Origin of the sequence: Haemophilus haemolyticus (assembly GCF_003490595.1) — a bacterium.
Lineage (GTDB): Bacteria > Pseudomonadota > Gammaproteobacteria > Enterobacterales > Pasteurellaceae > Haemophilus > Haemophilus haemolyticus_L.
The window spans coordinates 75557-96061 of the sequence record NZ_QQGY01000010.1 but is presented as its reverse complement, the minus strand read 5'-3'; the positions used below and the strand labels follow the sequence as shown (position 1 = coordinate 96061).

23 protein-coding genes, 2 rRNA genes and 1 pseudogene are annotated in these 20505 nt (G+C 44.2%); 7 read left to right on the top strand and 19 right to left on the bottom strand.

Translation table 11 applies throughout. From position 1 onward, the window contains the following. From DV415_RS08780 to mscL, 7 genes are all read left to right on the top strand, one after another. Positions 1-179: ribosomal RNA gene (locus DV415_RS08780) — 23S ribosomal RNA — on the top strand; the annotation flags it as partial. A 142-nt stretch (positions 180-321) separates the two neighbouring features. Further along, positions 322-437: ribosomal RNA gene (gene rrf / locus DV415_RS08775) — 5S ribosomal RNA — on the top strand. A 260-nt stretch (positions 438-697) separates the two neighbouring features. Beyond that, entirely contained in the window at positions 698-1207 is a 510-nt protein-coding gene (gene def / locus DV415_RS08770; protein WP_118790890.1) for a peptide deformylase, read from the top strand. 93 nt (positions 1208-1300) lie between these two features. Next, a complete protein-coding gene (gene fmt / locus DV415_RS08765) occupies positions 1301-2257 on the top strand; it encodes a methionyl-tRNA formyltransferase (RefSeq protein ID WP_118790891.1) in 957 nt (318 codons plus the stop codon). Then, complete coding sequence (gene rsmB, locus DV415_RS08760) at positions 2257-3612, top strand: 16S rRNA (cytosine(967)-C(5))-methyltransferase RsmB (RefSeq protein ID WP_118790892.1); 1356 nt, start codon at positions 2257-2259, stop codon at positions 3610-3612. The genes fmt and rsmB overlap by 1 nt, the downstream gene beginning before the upstream one ends. A gap of 12 nt (positions 3613-3624) precedes the next feature. Further along, a complete protein-coding gene (trkA, locus tag DV415_RS08755) occupies positions 3625-5001 on the top strand; it encodes a Trk system potassium transporter TrkA (RefSeq protein WP_005633005.1) in 1377 nt (458 codons plus the stop codon). Positions 5002-5080: 79 nt separating this feature from the next. Continuing rightward, the gene (gene mscL / locus DV415_RS08750; protein ID WP_118790893.1) at positions 5081-5446 is read left to right on the top strand and encodes a large-conductance mechanosensitive channel protein MscL; all 366 of its coding nucleotides are present in this window, start codon (positions 5081-5083) and stop codon (positions 5444-5446) included. 114 nt (positions 5447-5560) lie between these two features. On the opposite strand, the gene DV415_RS08745 is transcribed toward mscL, so the two are convergent. The 19 genes and pseudogenes from DV415_RS08745 to DV415_RS08655 form a co-directional block, all read right to left on the bottom strand. Next, positions 5561-6448, bottom strand: coding sequence for a hypothetical protein (locus DV415_RS08745; RefSeq protein WP_118790894.1), 888 nt, complete (start codon positions 6446-6448; stop codon positions 5561-5563). Further along, on the bottom strand, positions 6448-6936 hold the full coding sequence (locus DV415_RS08740; protein ID WP_118790895.1) for an enoyl-CoA hydratase: 489 nt from the start codon (positions 6934-6936) through the stop codon (positions 6448-6450). Before DV415_RS08740 ends, DV415_RS08745 begins: the two co-directional genes overlap by 1 nt. Then, the gene (locus DV415_RS08735; RefSeq protein ID WP_118790896.1) at positions 6929-7684 is read right to left on the bottom strand and encodes a hypothetical protein; all 756 of its coding nucleotides are present in this window, start codon (positions 7682-7684) and stop codon (positions 6929-6931) included. Before DV415_RS08735 ends, DV415_RS08740 begins: the two co-directional genes overlap by 8 nt. 10 nt (positions 7685-7694) lie before the next feature. Further along, complete coding sequence (locus DV415_RS08730; protein ID WP_118790897.1) at positions 7695-9026, bottom strand: tail fiber protein; 1332 nt, start codon at positions 9024-9026, stop codon at positions 7695-7697. A 12-nt stretch (positions 9027-9038) separates the two neighbouring features. After that, positions 9039-9617, bottom strand: a complete 579-nt coding sequence (locus tag DV415_RS08725) for a YmfQ family protein (protein ID WP_118790898.1) — start codon at positions 9615-9617, stop codon at positions 9039-9041. Continuing rightward, complete coding sequence (locus tag DV415_RS08720; RefSeq protein WP_118790899.1) at positions 9617-10681, bottom strand: baseplate J/gp47 family protein; 1065 nt, start codon at positions 10679-10681, stop codon at positions 9617-9619. Before DV415_RS08720 ends, DV415_RS08725 begins: the two co-directional genes overlap by 1 nt. Before the next feature lie 14 nt (positions 10682-10695). Next, on the bottom strand, positions 10696-11046 hold the full coding sequence (locus DV415_RS08715) for a phage GP46 family protein (protein WP_032823801.1): 351 nt from the start codon (positions 11044-11046) through the stop codon (positions 10696-10698). Positions 11047-11112: 66 nt separating this feature from the next. After that, positions 11113-11748, bottom strand: a complete 636-nt coding sequence (locus DV415_RS08710) for a phage baseplate assembly protein V (protein WP_118790900.1) — start codon at positions 11746-11748, stop codon at positions 11113-11115. A 1-nt stretch (position 11749) separates the two neighbouring features. Beyond that, complete coding sequence (locus DV415_RS08705) at positions 11750-12868, bottom strand: phage baseplate assembly protein (protein WP_118790901.1); 1119 nt, start codon at positions 12866-12868, stop codon at positions 11750-11752. Further along, a complete protein-coding gene (locus tag DV415_RS08700) occupies positions 12852-14243 on the bottom strand; it encodes a DNA circularization protein (RefSeq protein WP_118790902.1) in 1392 nt (463 codons plus the stop codon). The genes DV415_RS08705 and DV415_RS08700 overlap by 17 nt, the downstream gene beginning before the upstream one ends. A gap of 2 nt (positions 14244-14245) precedes the next feature. After that, positions 14246-16516 (bottom strand): phage tail tape measure protein, encoded by a 2271-nt coding sequence (locus DV415_RS08695; protein WP_118790903.1) that lies wholly within the window; start codon positions 16514-16516, stop codon positions 14246-14248. Positions 16517-16793: 277 nt separating this feature from the next. Beyond that, entirely contained in the window at positions 16794-17141 is a 348-nt protein-coding gene (locus DV415_RS08685) for a hypothetical protein (protein ID WP_118790905.1), read from the bottom strand. Then, positions 17141-17509 carry a phage tail tube protein gene (locus DV415_RS08680; protein ID WP_118790906.1) on the bottom strand — a complete coding sequence of 123 codons (369 nt, stop codon included), beginning with the start codon at positions 17507-17509 and terminating at the stop codon, positions 17141-17143. Before DV415_RS08680 ends, DV415_RS08685 begins: the two co-directional genes overlap by 1 nt. A gap of 9 nt (positions 17510-17518) precedes the next feature. Further along, positions 17519-17875, bottom strand: a complete 357-nt coding sequence (locus DV415_RS10495; protein ID WP_421794437.1) for a phage tail sheath C-terminal domain-containing protein — start codon at positions 17873-17875, stop codon at positions 17519-17521. A gap of 42 nt (positions 17876-17917) precedes the next feature. Beyond that, positions 17918-18268 (bottom strand): annotated as a pseudogene (locus tag DV415_RS10490) (phage tail sheath subtilisin-like domain-containing protein); the annotation flags it as partial. Between the two features lie 652 nt (positions 18269-18920). Next, positions 18921-19097 carry a DUF2635 domain-containing protein gene (locus DV415_RS08670; protein ID WP_118790908.1) on the bottom strand — a complete coding sequence of 59 codons (177 nt, stop codon included), beginning with the start codon at positions 19095-19097 and terminating at the stop codon, positions 18921-18923. Then, entirely contained in the window at positions 19094-19738 is a 645-nt protein-coding gene (locus DV415_RS08665) for a phage protein Gp37 (RefSeq protein ID WP_118790909.1), read from the bottom strand. Before DV415_RS08665 ends, DV415_RS08670 begins: the two co-directional genes overlap by 4 nt. Then, the gene (locus DV415_RS08660) at positions 19722-20144 is read right to left on the bottom strand and encodes a gp436 family protein (protein ID WP_118790910.1); all 423 of its coding nucleotides are present in this window, start codon (positions 20142-20144) and stop codon (positions 19722-19724) included. Before DV415_RS08660 ends, DV415_RS08665 begins: the two co-directional genes overlap by 17 nt. A 3-nt stretch (positions 20145-20147) precedes the next feature. Further along, positions 20148-20495: a hypothetical protein gene (locus DV415_RS08655; protein WP_118790911.1), complete on the bottom strand. Its 348-nt coding sequence runs from the start codon at positions 20493-20495 to the stop codon at positions 20148-20150. Positions 20496-20505: the final 10 nt, after the last annotated feature.

Here is a 20505-nt window from a genome sequence, read left to right as displayed (position 1 = left end):
GCTAAGTGCGGAAGAGATAAGTGCTGAAAGCATCTAAGCACGAAACTTGCCAAGAGATGAGTTCTCCCAATCTTATAGATTGTAAGGGTTGTTTAAGACTAAGACGTAGATAGGCAGGGTGTGTAAGTGATGTGAGTCATTGAGCTAACCTGTACTAATTGCCCGAGAGGCTTAACTATACAACGCTCAAGTGTTTTTGGAAAACAGAGTAAAAGAAATTAACTAAACGTTCAGCTTGTGGCCAATAAGAACGAGTGAAAGGTAGAGTAAGTACTGAGTAGCGAGAGATAGAAGAGAAAAGACAAGTTATCAAAGAATTATCCTGGCGGCGATAGTGCGGTGGAACCACCTGACACCATACCGAACTCAGAAGTGAAACGCTGTAATGCCGATGGTAGTGTGGGGCATCCCCATGTGAGAGTAGGGCACCGCCAGGTTACCAAATATATATCTGAATCTATCTATTTAAAATAAATAGAATAAAGTAAAACAGAATAAAAGAGAAGAACCCCAGGCTGAAGAGCTTGGGGTTTTTGTTTTTTTATAATTTATTCATAATATTAAAGAAATAAGAGTCTAATTTTAATTTTCAATAAGTAAGTGATTTTTCAACTCATATGAAGTCACATTCCTATAAATGTTTTATTAGCTGTGTTACAATCCCGCTAAAATTCTACCCTTAAAAACAAGAGAAATTATGACCGCACTTAATGTATTAATTTATCCTGATGATCACTTAAAGGTTGTTTGTGAGCCTGTTACTGAAGTTAATGATGCAATTCGTAAAATTGTTGATGATATGTTTGATACGATGTATCAAGAGGAAGGTATTGGTTTAGCTGCACCTCAAGTAGATATTTTGCAACGTATTATTACTATTGATGTTGAAGGTGATAAAAAAAATCAGCTTGTCTTGATTAATCCTGAAATTTTGGCTTCTGAAGGAGAAACGGGAATTGAAGAGGGGTGTTTATCCATTCCAGGGTTCCGTGCGTTGGTTCCTCGTAAAGAAAAAGTGACAGTGAGAGCGTTAGATCGTGATGGTAAAGAATTTACGTTAGATGCGGATGGTTTGCTTGCGATCTGTATTCAACACGAGATCGATCACCTAAATGGCATTTTATTTGTTGATTACCTTTCCCCACTTAAACGCCAGCGCATTAAAGAAAAGTTGATTAAATACAAGAAGCAGATTGCGAAAAGCTAAAACGTAGGGTGGGCTTTAGCCCACCAATCATTTCAAAAAATGGTGGGCTGAAGCCCACCCTACTTCCTATCAATCGCCATAACGTAGAACATTATGAAATCACTTAATATTATTTTTGCTGGTACGCCAGATTTTGCTGCACAGCATTTACAAGCCATTCTAAATTCTCAACATAACGTGATCGCTGTTTATACTCAACCTGATAAACCGGCTGGCCGCGGTAAAAAATTGCAAGCGAGTCCTGTAAAGCAATTAGCAGAACAGCATCAAATTCCTGTTTATCAACCAAAATCCTTACGCAAAGAAGAGGCGCAGTCCGAATTAAAAGCGTTAAATGCAGATGTAATGGTTGTTGTCGCTTATGGATTAATTTTACCGAAAGCTGTATTAGACGCCCCTCGTTTAGGTTGTTTGAATGTGCATGGTTCTATTCTTCCTCGTTGGCGAGGAGCGGCACCCATTCAGCGCTCAATTTGGGCTGGTGATGCACAAACTGGTGTAACCATTATGCAAATGGATGAGGGTTTAGATACAGGTGATATGTTACACAAGGTCTATTGTGATATTTTACCGACTGAAACTTCAACAAGTCTTTATAACAAACTGGCAGAGCTTGCTCCATCGGCATTAATCGATGTTTTAGATAATCTTGAAAACGGTAAATTTATAGCCGAAAAACAAGATGACAGCCAAAGCAATTATGCAGAAAAACTTTCTAAAGAAGAGGCTCAATTAGGTTGGTCGCTTCCTGCAATACAGCTTGAACGTAATATTCGTGCTTTTAATCCTTGGCCGATTGCTTATTTTTCAACAGAAGATAAGGATGGCAATGCACAAACTTTAAAAGTGTATCAAGCGGAAGTTTTGCCTCATCAAGATAAACCAGCGGGAACTATTTTAAGTGCGGATAAAAATGGCATTCAAATTGCGACTGTCGATGGCGTCTTAAACTTATTGCAATTACAACCTGCAGGTAAAAAGCCTATGTCTGCACAAGATTTATTAAATGGCCGTGCAGAATGGTTTACTATTGGTAAGGTGCTTGCATAATGAAAAAATTTTCTTCTAAAACAATCAAAGCAAAAAATTCAGTAAAAATGACCGCACTTTCGACCAGGGCTATTACAGCAAACTTAATTTTGCAAGTATTAGATGAAGGCAAATCCTTGTCGGCGTTAATTCCAGAAGTGCAACTTTCTGTAAAAGCCCAAGATTTGCCCTTGCTACAAGAAATTTGTTTTGGCGTGTGTCGAGTATTGCCTCGCTTAGAGCAAATTATCAAACGTCTTGTGGATAAACCGCTTAAAGGTAAAACTCGAATTGTTCATTGTCTGTTACTTGTAGGGTTATACCAATTGCTTTATATGCGAGTGCCTGCTCATGCGGCAGTTGATGAAGTTGTGAATGCAACAAAATTATTAAAATCTGATAGTTTTAGAGGATTAGTGAATGCGGTTTTGCGTAGATTTTTACGTGAGCAAGGTGAAATTTTGGCAATTATCGATAAAAATTGGCAAACGCTTCACCCTGAATGGTTCGTGAATAAATTAAAAAAAGCCTATCCGAATTGGCGTGAGATTATTGAGGCGAACAATCAGAAACCACCAATGTGGCTACGTGTGAATTCACAAAAAAACGCCCTCGAAACTTACCGCACTTTACTTGAAGAACAAGGTGTTTCTTCGAAAACAAGCCATCATCCTAATGCGCTATGTTTAGATATACCGATTGCTGTGCAAAAATTACCGCACTTTGAAGAAGGGGCGGTTACGGTACAAGATTTGAGTGCACAATGGGCGGCAACGTTGCTTGAGCCAAAAAATGAGGAGTGGATCCTTGATGCGTGCGCTGCACCGGGCGGTAAGACAACTCATATTTTGGAATTGGCACCTCAAGCTAATGTGATTGCATTAGATGTAGAATCTCATCGCTTAAAACGAGTAGAAGAAAATCTTGAACGTTTAAATCAGCAAGCGATAGTGGTGTGTGGTGATGCGAGTCAACCTGACGAATGGTTAGCTGAAATCGGTAAAAGTGCGGTGAAATTTGACCGAATTTTACTTGATGCACCTTGTTCTGCAACAGGAGTGATTCGACGCCACCCCGATATAAAATGGTTACGTAAAGAAACCGATATCGCTCAGCTCGTTGAATTACAGAAGAAAATCCTGAGTGCGCTTTGGGAAAAACTGAAGCCAAGCGGTGTTTTGCTTTATGCGACTTGTTCTGTACTGCCAGAAGAAAATTGCGAACAAATTCAAGCTTTTTTAAATGCTCGCGTGGATGCGGAGTTATTGCCATTACCCTTTAGTGATGATAAAAGTGCGGTAGGTTTTCAATTCATTCCACAACCAAATAGTGGTGATGGGTTCTATTATGCGAAATTACTTAAACGAGCATCATAAGGGAGGGCGATAATGAAAATCATCATTTTGGGCGCAGGTCAGGTAGGAACAACGCTTGCCGAAAATTTGGTTAGTGAAGATAACGATATCACACTCGTTGATAACGAGTCTCCACAGTTACAAGCCTTACAAGAAAAGCATGATTTGCGTGTGGTGCAAGGCTCGCCATCATCACCAAAAGTGCTTCGTGATGCAGGTGCGGCTGATGCAGATTTAATGGTTGCCGTAACAGCCTCTGATGAAATCAATATGGTAGCCTGCCAGATGGGCTATACATTATTTAATACACCAACGCGTATTGCCCGTATCCGTAATTCAGAATATTTACGTGAAAAAGATAAGTTATTCAATGATGAGAATGTACCTATTGATCATTTGATTTCGCCTGAAAATCTTGTAACAGATGAAATTACACGCTTAATTGCTTATCCAGGAGCATTACAAGTTGCCCATTTTGCTAATAATCGTATTAGCATGGTTGTGGTAAGAGCTTATTATGGTGGTCCTTTGGTTGGATATGCGCTTTCCGCATTTCGTGAACATATGCCACATATTGATTGCCGTATTATGTCTATTTTGCGTAACGGCAAACCGATTCGCCCGCAGGGTTCTACTATTGTTGAGGCCGGTGATGAAATTACTTTCATTTGTGCAACTGAGCACATAAAAGCGGTAATGAGTGAACTTCAACGCTTAGAAAAACCTTATAAACGTGTAATGATTGTTGGGGGCGGAAATGTTGCCGCTGGCGTAGCGAAATGTTTGGAAAATGTTTGTACTGTAAAATTAATTGAGCGTGATGAAGAACGGGCTAATTTGCTAGCTGAAAAACTTTCAAAAACCTTGGTTTTTTATGGTGATGCGTCTGATCAAAATTTATTGTTTGAAGAGCATATTGAAAATGTCGATGTGTTCCTTTCATTGAGTAGTGATGATGAAGCGAATATTATGTCTGCTTTATTGGCAAAACGTTTGGGTGCCAAGAAAGCAATGGTGCTGATTCAACGAATTGCATATATAAACCTGATTCAAGGTGGAAGTATTGATATTGTAGTTTCACCACAACAAGCGACAATTTCTGCTTTGCTTGGTCATGTTCGTAAAGGGGATGTGAAAAATGTGGCTACATTACGACATGGTATTGCTGAGGCTATTGAAATTGTCGCGCATGGTGATGAAAGCACCTCCAATGTGGTCGGGCGCAAAATTGGTGAGCTGCGTTTGCCTATGGGGACAATTATTGGTGCTTTATTGCGTGGAAATGATGTAATTGTTGCACGACGCCAAGTTGTGATTGAAGAAGGCGATCATGTGGTGATTTATTTGAGTGATAAGAAGAATGTGCCTGAAATTGAAAAATTGTTCCAGCCAAGTGCATTCTTCATTTAACGATTTATTTACTTTTAAGAGTGACTCATTATAATTATAATAGGCGCTCTTTTATTCAATCTCTAAAAGAAAAATTATTATGAGTTTTATTAAAGAATTTCGCGAATTTGCAATGCGCGGTAATGTTGTAGATATGGCTGTCGGTGTGATTATCGGCGGTGCGTTTGGTAAGATCGTAAGTTCACTTGTTAGTGATATTTTTATGCCTGTTCTTGGTATTTTAACGGGTGGCATTGATTTTAAAGATATGAAATTTGTATTAGCTCAAGCACAAGGCGATGTTCCAGCTGTTACTTTAAACTACGGTGTGTTTATTCAGAATGTGATCGATTTCATTATTATTGCTTTTGCAATCTTTATGATGATTAAGGCACTTAATAAAGTGAGAAAACCAGAAGAGAAAAAAGCAGGTCCTACATATAAGTTCGCGAATCTTTTTGCATAAAATCGAAATTTATTTTGCATAAACAATTAAACTATTATGCAAAATAAACCTCAAATTTAAACCAAACAAAAACGCCCTTTAAATCATCATTAAAGGGCGTTTAAATTTTACAGTTTAGAACTTGTAAACCATATTATCCTCATACTTACCTGAATGGCTTGCTGAGGTATTGACTACAATTCGTTTCGCATTATCAAAGGTTTGCCAGTTATCGACCTTATCCTCCTGCATGTACTCAATAAACCGCACAAACTCGGATTTTGTTGAGCTAAAGAAAATATAAGGTGGTCGGGAGATATTGACCAGTCGAAAAAATTCAATCAAGCCAAAATACGTAGCTTGCTTGTAACTTTCTTGTTTGGTGCGGAGATAAGGCGGATCTAACACAAACAACGCTTTGGGATTATCCGCAAATTTCGGTAGCAACGTATGGAATGACTCCCGCACAATATCTACACCATCCAAATAACCATCCGCCTTTGGATAATCTGACTGGCGAATACAATGCCAGAAATCATTTTGGAATAGCTCATCAATGGTCGTTACTTGCTGCCCGCTAAACAGCAACCAACTCGCCAAGCAATTCAAATCTTTATACCCTTTGAAGTTTTGAATGATTTTGACGCATTCTGCCTTTAATTCCTTTGGCATTCGTTTTTTTTGGGGCGTAGCGTTGCCAACTGCCGCAAATAATTGTAAACGCAAGGCGTTGATGTCATCAATATGTGCTAATCGCCCTGCATAGCCGTCGAAATCATTGTAGATGACACGAGCTTTTGGCTTAATCGCTTTGGCTGCGTGGCTTAATAAGCCCGAACCGCCGAATGTATCAATAATCGTCCAGCCTTCACCATCGTCTTCGATGTTTTCATTGAGAATAGTCTCAAAATGTTTCAAAAATATCCGTTTTTGCCCCACAAAAGGTAGTGGGGCTTGTTTAAATTGTACTACACTTTGCTTGCTTGCCGAAATTATTTGATTTTTGTTTATTGTTTCAATCATTAAATTTTCCCTTTCTTAAACATTGTCGCCAACTGATTCGGACTAAACCGCCAGCCATTTTCCCCACCGCAAATCGCATTAAAACACCATTCGCTGCAAAAATATTTTGAGCGTTTTTGTTTGATACCCAGCACGATACCTAACGCTCCCCACCAGTCGTATTTACAGCCCGAAGTGCGGTCAAAATAAGCTTTGATTTGTGCTTCGGTGACATCGTTGAGTGGGATTAAATCCCATTTAGTATTATTGGACACATCAATTTGCTTGCAACGCACGCCGCCATCTTGCACCGATGAAGAATAGCAGTCATATACTGTCGCATGCTCATAATGATGCCCATTGGTAAACTCAATGCGTTGCACGGCAATTTCGCAGTGTGAATAAACACCTTTCGTGAAAAATCGTGTGGCGGCATCAGCCAAGGCTTTAATGGGTTCTTTTCGCCAGCTGCGTTTGTGTTTGTAGAGAGCTAAATACAAGTTAGCCATTTTGGTATGCCTCCATTAAATCATCCATTTGCTTGATAATATCGTCGTGGATTGCCTGCATTTGGGCGGTGGTTAAATCGGGGTGTTTTAACTCATATTTACGCATACGCAATACCGACAAGTGGTCTTGCAGTTTTTGTAATCCTGCGGCTTGTTGCAAAATAATGTCGGTGGCGGTTTTGTTATCCACGCCTGCAGGCACGGCAAAGCTGGTGATATAAATGCTTGGTTCACCCTGATAATTTGCGGCTTTGAAAGCTTCTGCCGCCGCTTGACGGGCCTTATATTCTGATTCGAAGCGTGTCCACGTGGTGTAAATCGTGGTCGCTTTGTTATCAATGCTTTCGGTGAGCTGCTGTAAGGTGTGGGCATTGAGTTCGGCTTGTTTGGCTTCATCTTTCACCCATTGCGAACCATCCCACTTACAAGGCACATCAAGCGGTTTCATTTTGGTTAAGTTTTGCGGCAGTTCCCCCAGTTCCGTGTGTTCTGCCTGCTTACCTGTTTCTATGTTGTAATATGTGCCGCGATGGTCCGCAACATAACCCCAGCCGTTATCTTGTCGTACAATCACAAAGCCTGATTTGGCTTGCGGCGGTGCATCTAAATAACTGCCTGCGGAAAGGCTGCCTCCTTCGTTCACATATTCGGTTGTACTGTGGCTGTAAATACCTTGGTTGTCAATGCAATACACGATGATTTCGCCACTGGTTTCGGCAAAGCCGCCTTGATTAAATGTTACGGTCATGTTGTACTCCTTATTCGGCTAGGCAGATGTAGTGATAGGCGATGTTGCGTGGGCGGGTTTCAGCCCCACCTGTGTTATTGATATAGATTGAAACATCATTGTAAGGTGTTTTCCCATACTTCACATCAGACTCATTTGCGACTTTGATGATTAAATCATCTCTTCTATCATGTCTATAGACTGAATCACCTACAGTCAGTTGGTTAAAGATATCTGTTCTGTTTGACTCAGATCTTCGATTTTGGCCTATATATTTAAATTTATGATTATGTGATTTGATTTCATCAGATTGCACCGACAACATCTCACGCCCAGCATCTACTCCACGCCCATTATCCAAACCACGAATAAATTCACCGCGCATGTCTGGTAGTTGCCCTGACGGATATTTCTGCGCCAATTTTGGATAACGGCTAGTATCAAACCGCTGTCCGTTCATGGCTAAACAACCTGTTGGGACAGTAGAGAGTGGATAGGGGATTGGGACACCAATAAATATATCTTTTAATGCATCAAATTCATTTCTAACATCAATTCGCGCCCAAGCCGACCAACTATCTGTCTGATAACTTGTCTGATGTCGCTCATACATATCTGTGCTATAAGCAATATAGGCAATTTGACGACACCAACGGTCATCGCCTCCTGCAATAACTTGGATGTGACAATCATTGTCAGCTACAGGGAGATTTTGCGACCGACTTGCTTGTGTAACCGCATAAATACCGTCTGTTTGTAGCGTGTTTACATTGCCAACAAAAGACTCAATTTTAAAGTTCCCGATACCATAGCCCGCTAAGGTTGTGGCAGGGGATTGTTTGCTATCTGCAGTGCGTTGGGCATTATCTGCAGCAGTTTTGGCTGCCACACCTTTATCATAAGCCTTTTTAACCGCTTTACTGTTTGCGACGGTGTCTTCGCTATTACTATCTACCGCAGAGGATTTTTTGCTGTTTGGGATAACATTGCCAAGCGAGCGTGTGTTGGAGTCAATAAGCTGTTTTAGCTGATAGGCGGTTTTAGGCGTCAATGCTAAATCTTCGCTTTGGCTATCGTAGCCAGTGTAGAGTTTGGTTTCGCCTTTTTGAGTTAAACTTGCCGTCTTTCGGTTGTCATCAATAATCTTAACAATCGCATCATAAAGTTGAGTTTGCTGATTTTCTACTGGTTTAAAGCCAGCTTTTAGCAACACATAATGCGCTTCAGCTTGCACGTCGCGCACGTGGTCTTGCACGTCATTTAGCCATGTGTCGGTTACGCGTGTGCCTTGCTCTCCAGTAGCAGGGTTGCCGGCGTGAAAGCGTTTATCCAGGGAATCAATTTCAGGTAGTAAAGTTTTCATTTTTTTTGGTCTCTATTGATATGCAAAGTAACAGTATGTGTGAGCGGGTTTTAAATCGCGAAAGAACTCCTCAATAATCGGATCACCAAACTCAACCAAGTGATCACCGGCAAACGAACTGCCGGCACGGAAATACACGATATTGTCATCACCGTTTAACACTGTCACCCGCCACATATAAATCAAGCTCTCACGCGGCTCATTGCGAAATTGCACCAAGTCGCCAGGATTAGGCAGGTCATTTTGTAGAGGGGAAAACTCTTTAATTTGGATCTGATAACCAATGCTTTCAGCGATGCGCGTAAAGTACGGAATAGACAAGCCGCCAACGGCATTAAGTTGCACGATGACGCGTTTAACACGCTCTTGATAAGACTTGCTTAAATCCGTTTTAATCCCGCATACGCGCTCCCAATCGGCTAACATTTTGTTTGATGTAGCGGGCTCAATAACGCTTAAAATTTCCACCGCACTTTGTTGTAAGCGGTCAAACGCATTGCCGTCCACTTCGCATTGCGCAACAAAATGTTCGCCATTGATGTTGTAGCTCACCGGCGGATAAAGCTGTTTTAGCGCGTTTGCGTGTTGCATTAGCTCATCTCCGTCATGGTGATTTCGCCTAAGCGAAACCACTCAATTTTGTTGATAACGTCCGCTTTGCGGTTGGCATTTGGGGTAACAAAATGGCGGTCAACCACGCCGATTAAATCACTTACAACAGCTTCACACTGCGACACAATTAAATCATCGCCCGGAATCAAACCATTAAAATAATCAGTCAGAGCATTGCGAATAGCGGTTTTAATGTCATTTAATGCCACGCCACTGATTTTGACTTGGATGTTAAAATTGACTTTTGTCACATCCGGTTTAACAACTTTGCTTTCTTTTGCCGTCACTGGGCGTTCATCATCAATATAAGCCTGCGCGCGACGCACTGTGTCATCATTTGGCACATCATTGTCTGCCGTGATAGCAATATCGACTGTGCCAAGTCCGCGGCGTAGCGGGTAAACATACGCTTGTTCAACCCCGTCCACATCTAACGCCCAGTCTTTGTAATCGTATCGGTTGCCGCCTGCCGCAGGTCGGCGGATTTTATTGAGCAAACGCTCCAACAATGAGCTATCGCTTTCTTTATTAGTCCCGCCAACCACGTCATTTAATACAACATCCGAGCTAACGCCCACAGGCGCAGCCATAAACGATCCTTTTGTAGCGGTTTTAATGTTTTGCGCCGCGCCAGTAGCAAGAGAGCGCACTGCAACAACCGCAGTGCCATCGGCGGAAATCACCGCTCTTTCGGTTGTCTCATAAAAGCGCCCATCTTCGGTTTTAATTTGTAACCCTACGGCAATCACCGCATTAGGATTGCCACTCACGGTAGCACCTTTACCTGCTGCATAAGTGGCGTTTCGACGGCGCAAACCGCGCAATCCCGCATGTTTTTCTAAAAACGCGGTGTCGGCGGTATCCGGGAAAAACTGTTTAATTAACCATTTTTGATGTGCATAAATCCCTTCCGCACATGCTGCTAAACTACTAGCACGTGCATAAGCATCACAATCTTCGGATATGTCGGCGTTTGGGTAATAAGTTTGATAATCCCGCAAGATACTGTCGCGGATTTCTTCGAGTGTGGGTACAATAAACACGATTTAAACACCTTTTAAATGACGTTTACGGGGTGTTTAAACGTGTATTGTTCGCCCCGGCTGTCGGTCACGGAAATAGAAAGAATCACTTTGCCGTTATGCGGTTGTTCATGCGTTACAATGATTTCGCTTGCGCGGCCGTCATCAAGTAACGGTTGCAACGCCTCTTCGGCGTATTGTTGCGCCAACATGCCCACGCGGCTTAAATCTTTTTCTCGTTGGATAGTATGGAGCAGAGAACCTACACGCCCATTTGCCCACCACGAGCCTAATGGCGTAGTCAGTCTGATATACACGGCATTTTGCAGTGTACTGATGTGTTGATTTGTGTAGTCCCCGGTAAGCGGGCTGATTTCTCTGTCCATGCCGGCAGAGTAAAAGAAATGAGTAGAAAAAAGGCGGTGATAGACTTCCTCACCGCCTTGTTTGAATTATTGTGGCTGTCCTGTCATGCCGCCACTGTCGCCTTGGTGAGTGTGGGTAACAAGGGATTTACCGCTTGCCGTCACATCGCCGTCAGTAGTGATACTGCCACCGGTTTGCGTCACATCGCCCGTAAAAGACGCACCGGAGCCGCCTTGAATTGCCATACCACCGTTGCCGTTGATTTGCCCTTGCGCGGTCAATACGCGGTCGGTTTCAACAAGCGGGCTACTAATTTCGACTTTCTTGGTGGCGGTGATTTTTAATATATCACAATCAATTTCGATTAATCGACCTTGCTTTAAAATAATTGTGCTTCCGCTTTCATCATAAACGGCAGTTTCGCCCGATTTTAGGTTTTTAACACGAAAAGATCCGTTTTCGGTCGCAATAACGATGGAGTGCGTAGTGGCTCCGCCCATCGGTAACACCACAACTTGCGTGCCGGCAGGTGGCACGGACGTTAAGCCGAATTGTTGCATCAACTCCACGTCTTGTAATGTTTCGTCCGCTAATCCGGATACCTGCACTTTTTGGATATTGTCCGCGCTTTTGACTAAATTCAACTTTCCTCGAAAGGCTTGGCGTACTGCGCCCAAGGCGGTTTCTGCCTGTTGTCTTATTGCTTGTCCTAATCGTCGCATATTAGTCACCATCCAATACAATTAAATCGCCTTTTTTACCCTTCCGTTTGCGTGCGGCTTTCGATTTATTCACATACGCATCCGGCGTCCACACGCCATCTTGTTTTAAGCGCAGTTCCGTTATTGTTCCGCCCGTGCGGCTTAATGAAAAACGGCGCCCCATCAAAAAGAAAATCGCGTCAATGTCGTATTCTTCGCAGATGACATGCACACGTTGCCCCGGCGTCCATAAAACACCATCTTGGTTTTTGTGGTCAGGCACGGTGATGGTCAAAGTAAAGCTGTTTAAAATGCTGTCCGAAATGTATTTCTTTGCCCATTTTTTCAGGGCTTCCAAGTTTTCCACGTCTGACACAATCACGGTTTTCGGCTTATAAGTCTCAATAGTGCCATCTTTAAAAACCCATTTCAGATCGTTCTTGTTGTCGTCACCGCTGCGCCCGTGCCGTTGCGCCAAAAACGTGATCTCTGAAAAGCTTTGGGACACATCCTTGGTCAGGCTTGCCTGTGTGAAATTGTTGCGTTTGCCGTCTTTCACACAACATAACGTCGCCACCGGTGGCGTGGAGTAATCCGCACCGCCGACAATCAGCGTACCGGCAGGGTCAAACCACGCATGCAACCCAGCCGAATTGGCACAGTGAATTAGTGCATTCCAAGCGGTTTCGCCAATGTCGATGTCCACCTTGTCTAATGTCGGGTTAGATTCCGCACGCAATTCGACTTTTTTAATACCTAGCGGCTCCACGATTTTTTTAATCGCATCTAACACCGTTAAGCCTTTGACGTTGATAATCGGCGCGGAGCAATCCACTAAAATAGACGCTTTGTCGCGCCCATTTAAACTAAAAGTGCGGTCAGTTTTTGATATGGAATGTTGTGTAGTGTCAACAATACCTGTCAGTACCAATTCACCGTTAATCAGCACTTTTGCGGTTTTGCCCGAATAATCCGCCAGTACGGTATTATCTGACGGCACACCAATGCTGAAATTAAAGGCGTCCGCAGGAATCAGGAAATCGCTGTCAATGTCGTAGCTTTTCCAGTTTTTGTGCTGCTTGCCGTCAATCTCAACCACAATCTCATTATTAAACGGGTAGCCGTTATTTTGCGTAGCCATTGAGTACCTCACCGCGTGCAATAAAGTTTGGATAACGGATATGTGGATTAAGTCGCAACAACTCACCCGCACGGGTATAATCCCCGTAAAACGCGTGTGCCACTTGCTGAATCGTACTGTTAAACTCGACCGTCCGAATGATTAAAGGCGGTTTACGGTTAATAGCCGCCAAGGCTAACTGCGTCAATTTGTGGCTTTGTTGACGCAGTTTTTCCGCTGTGTTGTAGGCTTGTGTATAAAGCCCCGTATTTGGCGTTTGTAGATGTCTTGCACCCGCTTGTTTTTTCGCATTTAATGACATCAAACCAAAATCATCTTTGACGTAATGTAATGTCATCGCGTTTTGCTCCGCTTGCACTAACGCCCGCACGGTATTCAACGCCGCCAAGGCTTGCAAGCGCGATTCCGTCACAATGTAATCAATTTCGGACGGAACCAACGAATCGTCCTCAATAAACTGCGTAGCGATTTTTAGCACAGTCGCCGTGGTCAATAACTGCACGGCACAGAAAATTTCTTTAGTGTCCTGCGCCGTCAAAGATGAAGTTAATGATTTCAATTTGTTAGACTTGCTATTTTTGCCATTGCTTAAATTCGGTGCAATTTCTAACAGGCCTTTCACGGTGCGAGTGACCTCATCAAATTTCGCCCGCACGGTTAAGTCATCACGGTTGGCAATCGTGGTTAAGCCCTCCCGAATCATGCTCGCCATATCACGCACGGCATTACCGCCTTGTTGTCTGAATGCGTCTTTTGATGATGGTGTATTGGCGGAAATAACATGCTTTTTCTTGTCCATGTCGAACATATCGCGTACTTGTTCAAAACAGCCGTAAAGCGCACCAGACGAGCCTAATAAACGTGATTTGACATTAGCGGCAAACGAAATCCCCTCCATAAAGGTGCCATATAGCTCTAATACATCATCTACTAAGTCTTCGAGTTTAGTTAATAACTCATCAATCAAGCCAAGCACGGAAAAGTTAAACAGGAAGATCGGTTTTGCCGGCGTAGCCTCTTGAAAGCTAAGACTGACTGTGACATAGTCCACAAAATCCGCTTCATGGTGGAAATAAGCAGAGGTGCAAAGCATATTTTGCAAGCGACCCCGAATCGGATGCACCAACACCGCCGCACCTTGTTTTTCTAGGGCCGATAAAAAGCGTTTAAAATCGGTGTAATACCCTTCACCATAAAACACGGCTTGCAGTTGGATAGTGAGCGGATTTAAACCTAAATCTTCAATGTCGCCTCCGTTCACGAACGGATAAGCGTGCGTAATTGTGGCGCGTTCTAAGTTGTCATCCACACTTAACACATCAAACCGTACGCCGCGATAAGATGCCTGCTGAATCGGCATTGTCCAACCTTTCATTTTTACCCCCGTTTAAGTTCGCGATATTGGTTTTCGGACGTGCTTTCGGCAATCGTTCGTCCGTCCAAGTCCACTCTGATTTGATTTTGAATGGTGAAATTTTGGCTTTCCACCGCTTGTTTCATACCTTCTGTAATCGTATTTCCAAGCTGTTGAAAGTCGGTTTTATAGTCAGGCACTTGCACACGGCGATTATATTCATCTTGCGTTAATGTGCCTCGTTTTAAGCGTTCATCCGCAATCTCTTTACGTTTTGCGGCATCACCAAGCGCATAACCACCACTTGCTAAAGACCAAACTGACTTTTCAGGCGTTGGGACAGACGGGGCATATTGAAACACTGATTTATTCGGATAAGCAGCGGCATAGAATTTCTGTTTTGCGTCTTTGTGTTGTGCGTCAAAGGCTTCCCGTTGTTCTTCTTGCTGTGCCATGTAAGGGGCATAATTTTCTGATCCTTCCAACATTGCCCCGAACACCAGCAACGGCAAACCGCCTCGCCCAAACTTAGCAAGACGTCCCATTTTTGCTGTATTAGCCGCAGTTGCAACGCCACCAGCCGGACCGGTTACACCCACACCTTTACTCAAGACATCACCCACACCAAGCCCTAAACCGCCTTTTCCGCCCAATAATCGCAAAGACCCCGCTGCCGTAATGGCAGCAGCACTTAGAGATGCAACTACTGTGCCTGCAGTTACGATTTTGCCAGTTAAATCAGGATAAGCTTTGGCATATTCAGCGATTTTCACACTTACATCACCCAACGCGTCATTAAAGCCCTTCATGCCTTCCATTTGTGCGAAATCCACGTTATTTTTCGCATCTTCCGTTTTGTAGCTGTTAGTGTCTTTAATCACTGCATGAGAGGTATCCACTGCGCCTTCGCTTTTATCTAAACTTTCTTTCACCTCTTTACCAAGGCTCACATTGTTACGGATACCCAATAACGCCATCAACGCTTGACGATCTGAAATGATTTGACCAATAGCCGTGCCTTCCACCAAATTTGTCATTTCGTTTAAGACTTGAGCTTGATCTTCTTTTTTCGCGTTTTTAAGTTTTTTCTGCAATGCCTGGTACTTACCATCCTGACCAATCACCTGATCCATAATACTCATAAAGGCTTCAATGGAGTTTTTACCTTTTTTCTTTTGCGCTTCCATCGAGGCGATAAAATCTACTCCGTGGTCTTTCCCGTCCTTGCCTTTTATGTCGAGTTTTCGAAAGCGGTCATTGGTTTCTTTTGATGTCAATTTGGCAAGCAGATTGACTAAGTTATTTCCCGCTTCGTCTGATGTGCCGGCAGTTACACGCGCCTGTTGGTTCGCCACTAATAACGCCTCAAACCCAGACATACCTTTTAAGCCGGCAGATTTACCCGCGGCCATTTGTTGCGGCAACCAACGCGCCATATCAGCCAATTCAAAGTTACCTGCCTGACCTGCCGCCACGGCTTTATCTAACACTTCGCCGATCTTATCTTCGCTGATGTCAAACTGTTGCATCGCCGAAATAGCGATTTTCGCTAAGTCATCGGTACTTGCGCCAGTGGCTGTGGCACCTTTTTGTAATGTTGGCAATAATTTCATGGCGGTTTCGGCTTTTACTGCACCACTAGCAAGCATGGTATCCAATGCGCCCAAAGCGTCTTCCTTGGTTCCTCCGCCAATTTCGACCGCACTTTTCACGGCATTATTTAGCTCTGCTTTACCTGCAATGCGCCCCGCCACATCACGCTCTGCGAAGGCGGTGTTAGCCGTCATCGCAAGAGAGCGGTCATAATCCATTTGTTTTTTCATCGGTTGTGCCAGCACCATGCCTGCTGCAGTCGCACCTGCTGCCAAACCGGCAATGCCACGCCCAATATTGCCTAACCGTTGCCCCATGGAGACTTTGCCCATTTCCGCATTTAGCTCAGCAATACGGCGTTTTGTCGCCACAGCGGCACGGTCTAATTCGCGACCAGAAGCAATACCACTGCGTTTTAATTGGTCGTATGCTGCGCGAGTGCGCATAATCTCATTTTGGATACTGCGTTCGCTGCGCACGCCAAGCATTTCACGATTGCGGGCGGCTTGTTGGATTTGGCGGTAGCTTTGTTCCGTCACTTGTGCCGTTTGGCGCACTGCTCTTTGTTGCGTAGTGGCACTTCGTTGAGCTTGATTTTCAATATTTTTGGTTGATTTGCTAACACTGTTTTCCACGCTTTTCACCACGCCACTGGCGTAGTCTTTCGCTTTGAGTGTTAAAGAGAGATCCATATTTGCCATTTTTAAACCTTGTTTAAACGTAATTTAACAGCAATAAAAAAGGGGCATTACGCCCCCTTATTTTTACGACGCTTAAAAACATAGGACGTCGTAGATTCTTCGGTGTGTTGTTGGCTTTTCGCGCCTTGACTCGCTAAATAGCTGTTAATCCATGCGCTGACTTCCGCGTGGCACATCTCCCAGACGGCTTGTGCGGTAAATCCAAACTTACCCAGTAAAATCGTTGCTGAGCGGTAGTTTTCATACGCCTGCCACACCTCGCTGACATTGCGTTTTTTTACGCTTCGTTTGCCGTCTCTTGGCTTTCCGAAACGCTCATGCGCTTTTTTCGCAGTTGATTGATTTCGCTGTTAAGAAACACGTAATCATCAGTGGCAAGATTATCCAGCAAGAATGCCGGAGTCACTGCCTCGCGCGGAATGCCATCAAACTCAACTTGCTGCGCCAAATACGCTAAATCGACCAGCATTTGCTCGGCATGACTTAATGTCTCTTTGTCGCTTAATCCAAGATCATTAATGACTTCCAACGCTTGGCATTCGCCACCTACAGTCAGAATCTTGACTAACACGTCATGATGTAGCGTGCCGTTATACAGCACGCCAAGTTTCAAACGGGTTTTCATTATTCTTCAACCTTGTCTAACGCTACCATTTGCAAATCGCGCACTTCTTCGCTATCTACGGTATAGCTTGTGCCGGTTTCGGTGGTAAAACAGCCGGTATATGAGATTCGTTTACCGTTTTCTTCTTCCACCGTAATTTTGGCATCTGTCACGTTATCCCAATCAGGCTCTGGTGCGTTTAAAGGCACAACAACGGTGAGTGACAACGCATATTCGGTAATGCCTTTGGCAAAGCCTTTCACACGTCCTTTGCGGTTGATGGTCTTCACCGGCTTGCGACCTGTGGTAACACGCACATCTAACTTGGTTAAGTCAATTTCTTGGCCGTCCACTTCGACGATGCCAAGACTGGCAAATTCTTGGGCCATTTATGCCTCCTATAAAATCAAATCAACACGGTTAGCAACAATATGCAATCCGTTTACGACATCAGTCGGGATTACACAATCCAAGCGGTTCGGGTCAACACCATTGCGTTTTACCAACAATTTGGCTTTATGCTGTGCCACGTTTTCCAAGATTTCTTCGTTTTCCAAACGCAACAAAACATCTAGGATTTCAGACCGCACTTTGTCCGGTGTTCGTGCAGATAACTTAGCGCGGGGAAAACGCAACTCAATGCGCTGTTCAATAGCTTTGCGCGTATAGTCAAGCGTGCGAATCGTGGTTAAATCCAAGTAACTCGGATCATCGGTATTAGTCGCCGATTTTGTGTAAGTCGTGATTGCGCGCATAATGCGGACACGATGATTTACAACGGTAATCGGGGTTAACCCGTGATATAACGCCTGATTTGCTTCAGTCAATAACGGGGTTTGTGTCGGGTCAACTTCCGTCAAGCCTTTAATTTCAAGGGTATTTAACGGACGTGCGGGGTCTTCTTCGCCTGCAATCACCGCGCCGAAACCCGCCGCAATTAACGCACAGGATTCAATCGCGCCTTTGTACCAACCGCAAGTCACACGCTCGCTGTTGATTTTTTCGGTGTAAGTCGTACTGGTTGCCATACTGCCGCGCCATGCCAGCACGCCGATGGCAGGTTTTTTCTCAAGTGGCGCAGACACGGATTCTAAGTGCTCACGCAACGCTTTGGCGTTTTTATCGTCCGCAAATGGCGAAATAATGACGTGGTAATGCGTACCGGCAACGCTTGCTAATGCAGGGGCTAAATCCGCATTTTCTGCACCGTTAGCAAATGCTGTCGCACTAATAGTTATATCTTTAGCCGTATTTGTTGCGGTTAAATTAATTTCGTTACCAATAGCGCCTTTGCATTTAGCAGTAAGCGTAATCGTGCTTTCACTCACAGAAGCCGTTGCCGGGCAATCTGTCGCACCGTTAATCACAGCGTTTAATCGGGCGGCAACATCTTTGGCTTTTTCGCCGTTTGCTACAGCGACTTTGTAGTCAATACCTGCAATGGTTGCTGTCATAACGCCTTGGGTGGTGGCGGTTCCGGTCAACACCAAACTACCGCTCGCCGCCACACCGGAAGAGCTATCCTCTAAACCCATCACAGATAAACGGATGAGTGAGTTGTTAGTAATGGCCATGCGGGTCATCAAATGCGCCCATGAACCTGCGCCAAATACTGTTGCTGCATCAAGATCAGAATACACGCGCACGGGTTGAGTAAATGCGGTTGTCCCACCAATCATCGGCGCAACAATTAGCACTTCCTGCTCGTTAGTCGGCAGTGTAGTTACTGCGCCTTTGGCGTTGTATTCGGTATAAACACCCGGTTTGCGTAAGCTATTCGGGATTTTTTCAAATTCAATGTTAGTCATTACCTGCACCTCTTTGCTTGCGGGTTGGTTGCACTTCGATTAAGTCACCATCAGCGATTCGGCGCTGATAATAGACCGTATTTTCTACTTCAACCGGTTCCTGTTCGATGTAGGCATACGGCTGATTTTCTAAAGGGACTTTCACCCCAGGGGCTGCTTTTACAATCATTTTTTATCCTTTGTTTTTACACTAAAGCCGACCTCGGCATTGTTGTTCGGGTCATACAGTTTGCCGTCCACCTGCTCGAGTGTTGGCGACGCCGGGGAGAGTTCGGCCGCATAATGGGTAAACACAAAATCAGGATTGCTCGGGTCTTGTGTTTTTTCCGGATACAAACCGTCTTCAAGTAGTGCAACATCATCAAATACCGCTTCATACTCGATGGCATAAGCCGTGACTTTTTCTGTGCGAAACTGCGCATTGTTAAACAACGTCCGAATCGCCAGCGGTTTTAACGGTTTAACCAACCCGCCCAAACGTTGCGCGTCCAGCAAGCGGCGCACTGCATAAATCAACTGATTTGCACCGATTTCGCGTTTATCCACACCACCTTGACGTGCTGCGAGATTACTCCGCAGTGAACGCACCGCCATAATCACCACAAACTTGGCAGTGGTGCGAAACACATTACCTCGCACCGTCATCTGCTCAATTCGTGCACCACCAAATGTTATTAGCACCATGGGCAAACGCCCGGTACCCAGGCTTTCATCGTCCAACTCGCCACCGTAGCTTTTCACGGTGTTGGCAAGCTGTCCCAAGCCGCGTGTTAAGCGGTCAACCAGTGCATTTTCAATTTCGGTTATCACGTCCAAAAATCCTGTTGTTCGGATTGGTAAACATCACTACATTGCCGTCGCTTTGTTGGTCTTCCTCAATGTCTATACCGAGCGAAATCTTCCCAGCTGCCAAGTCTTCGAGCTCTTTCAAACTCAATTTATAGCGAGTAATAATTTCGTCAGTAATCGTTACCTCAGACATACTTGCCAAACGATAGCGGGTGAGATCACAACAAATACGGGTTAAGTTTTGCGGGATTGTCGGCAACGGTAAGCGATAACGCGCACTTAAATAACCGTCGATTTGGCTTGTGCTATCCGAAAGCGCAATAGTCAGCACGCTTTCATTTACCACGCCTTCGCGGTCACGGTCGGTCAGTTGGATTGTCTGAAACTCGCCAATGCGTAAAACAAAATCTTTTACCGTTGCATACATGGTTTAATCCTCACACACCGGAACAAGCTCTAACCAAGGGTCTTCCGCAAGCGTTAAAGTTTGTTCAACCGTTAAGTCATCCGCTGCAATGTAAACTTCATCGGTTTTTTTAAAGCGATAACCGCAACGACCATAGGTTGCCTGTGGATGGATTTCACGCAATTTCACCGAATAACCAATAGGAACAATCACTTGCCCTTCTTTGTCGCCCGATTCATCGTGTTTTTCTACCGCACTTTTTGGCTCATTTTCGGCGTTATCCGCACCGGTTTCGGCTTGGGTTTGCGCCTGTTCATCCGGTGTTGTTTGCACGTCTTGCGCTACTTCGTCTTTTTGGTTTTTCTTAGCCATAATTAACTCC

Coding starts and splice junctions, on each gene's coding strand:
- def (WP_118790890.1), top strand. CDS start 698: ATGACCGCACTTAATGTATTAATTTATCCTGATGATCACTTAAAGGTT.
- fmt (WP_118790891.1), top strand. CDS start 1,301: ATGAAATCACTTAATATTATTTTTGCTGGTACGCCAGATTTTGCTGCA.
- rsmB (WP_118790892.1), top strand. CDS start 2,257: ATGAAAAAATTTTCTTCTAAAACAATCAAAGCAAAAAATTCAGTAAAA.
- trkA (WP_005633005.1), top strand. CDS start 3,625: ATGAAAATCATCATTTTGGGCGCAGGTCAGGTAGGAACAACGCTTGCC.
- mscL (WP_118790893.1), top strand. CDS start 5,081: ATGAGTTTTATTAAAGAATTTCGCGAATTTGCAATGCGCGGTAATGTT.
- DV415_RS08745 (WP_118790894.1), bottom strand. CDS start 6,448: ATGATTGAAACAATAAACAAAAATCAAATAATTTCGGCAAGCAAGCAA.
- DV415_RS08740 (WP_118790895.1), bottom strand. CDS start 6,936: ATGGCTAACTTGTATTTAGCTCTCTACAAACACAAACGCAGCTGGCGA.
- DV415_RS08735 (WP_118790896.1), bottom strand. CDS start 7,684: ATGACCGTAACATTTAATCAAGGCGGCTTTGCCGAAACCAGTGGCGAA.
- DV415_RS08730 (WP_118790897.1), bottom strand. CDS start 9,026: ATGAAAACTTTACTACCTGAAATTGATTCCCTGGATAAACGCTTTCAC.
- DV415_RS08725 (WP_118790898.1), bottom strand. CDS start 9,617: ATGCAACACGCAAACGCGCTAAAACAGCTTTATCCGCCGGTGAGCTAC.
- DV415_RS08715 (WP_032823801.1), bottom strand. CDS start 11,046: ATGGACAGAGAAATCAGCCCGCTTACCGGGGACTACACAAATCAACAC.
- DV415_RS08710 (WP_118790900.1), bottom strand. CDS start 11,748: ATGCGACGATTAGGACAAGCAATAAGACAACAGGCAGAAACCGCCTTG.
- DV415_RS08705 (WP_118790901.1), bottom strand. CDS start 12,868: ATGGCTACGCAAAATAACGGCTACCCGTTTAATAATGAGATTGTGGTT.
- DV415_RS08700 (WP_118790902.1), bottom strand. CDS start 14,243: ATGAAAGGTTGGACAATGCCGATTCAGCAGGCATCTTATCGCGGCGTA.
- DV415_RS08695 (WP_118790903.1), bottom strand. CDS start 16,516: ATGGCAAATATGGATCTCTCTTTAACACTCAAAGCGAAAGACTACGCC.
- DV415_RS08685 (WP_118790905.1), bottom strand. CDS start 17,141: ATGAAAACCCGTTTGAAACTTGGCGTGCTGTATAACGGCACGCTACAT.
- DV415_RS08680 (WP_118790906.1), bottom strand. CDS start 17,509: ATGGCCCAAGAATTTGCCAGTCTTGGCATCGTCGAAGTGGACGGCCAA.
- DV415_RS10495 (WP_421794437.1), bottom strand. CDS start 17,875: ATGCGCGCAATCACGACTTACACAAAATCGGCGACTAATACCGATGAT.
- DV415_RS08670 (WP_118790908.1), bottom strand. CDS start 19,097: ATGATTGTAAAAGCAGCCCCTGGGGTGAAAGTCCCTTTAGAAAATCAG.
- DV415_RS08660 (WP_118790910.1), bottom strand. CDS start 20,144: ATGTATGCAACGGTAAAAGATTTTGTTTTACGCATTGGCGAGTTTCAG.
- DV415_RS08655 (WP_118790911.1), bottom strand. CDS start 20,495: ATGGCTAAGAAAAACCAAAAAGACGAAGTAGCGCAAGACGTGCAAACA.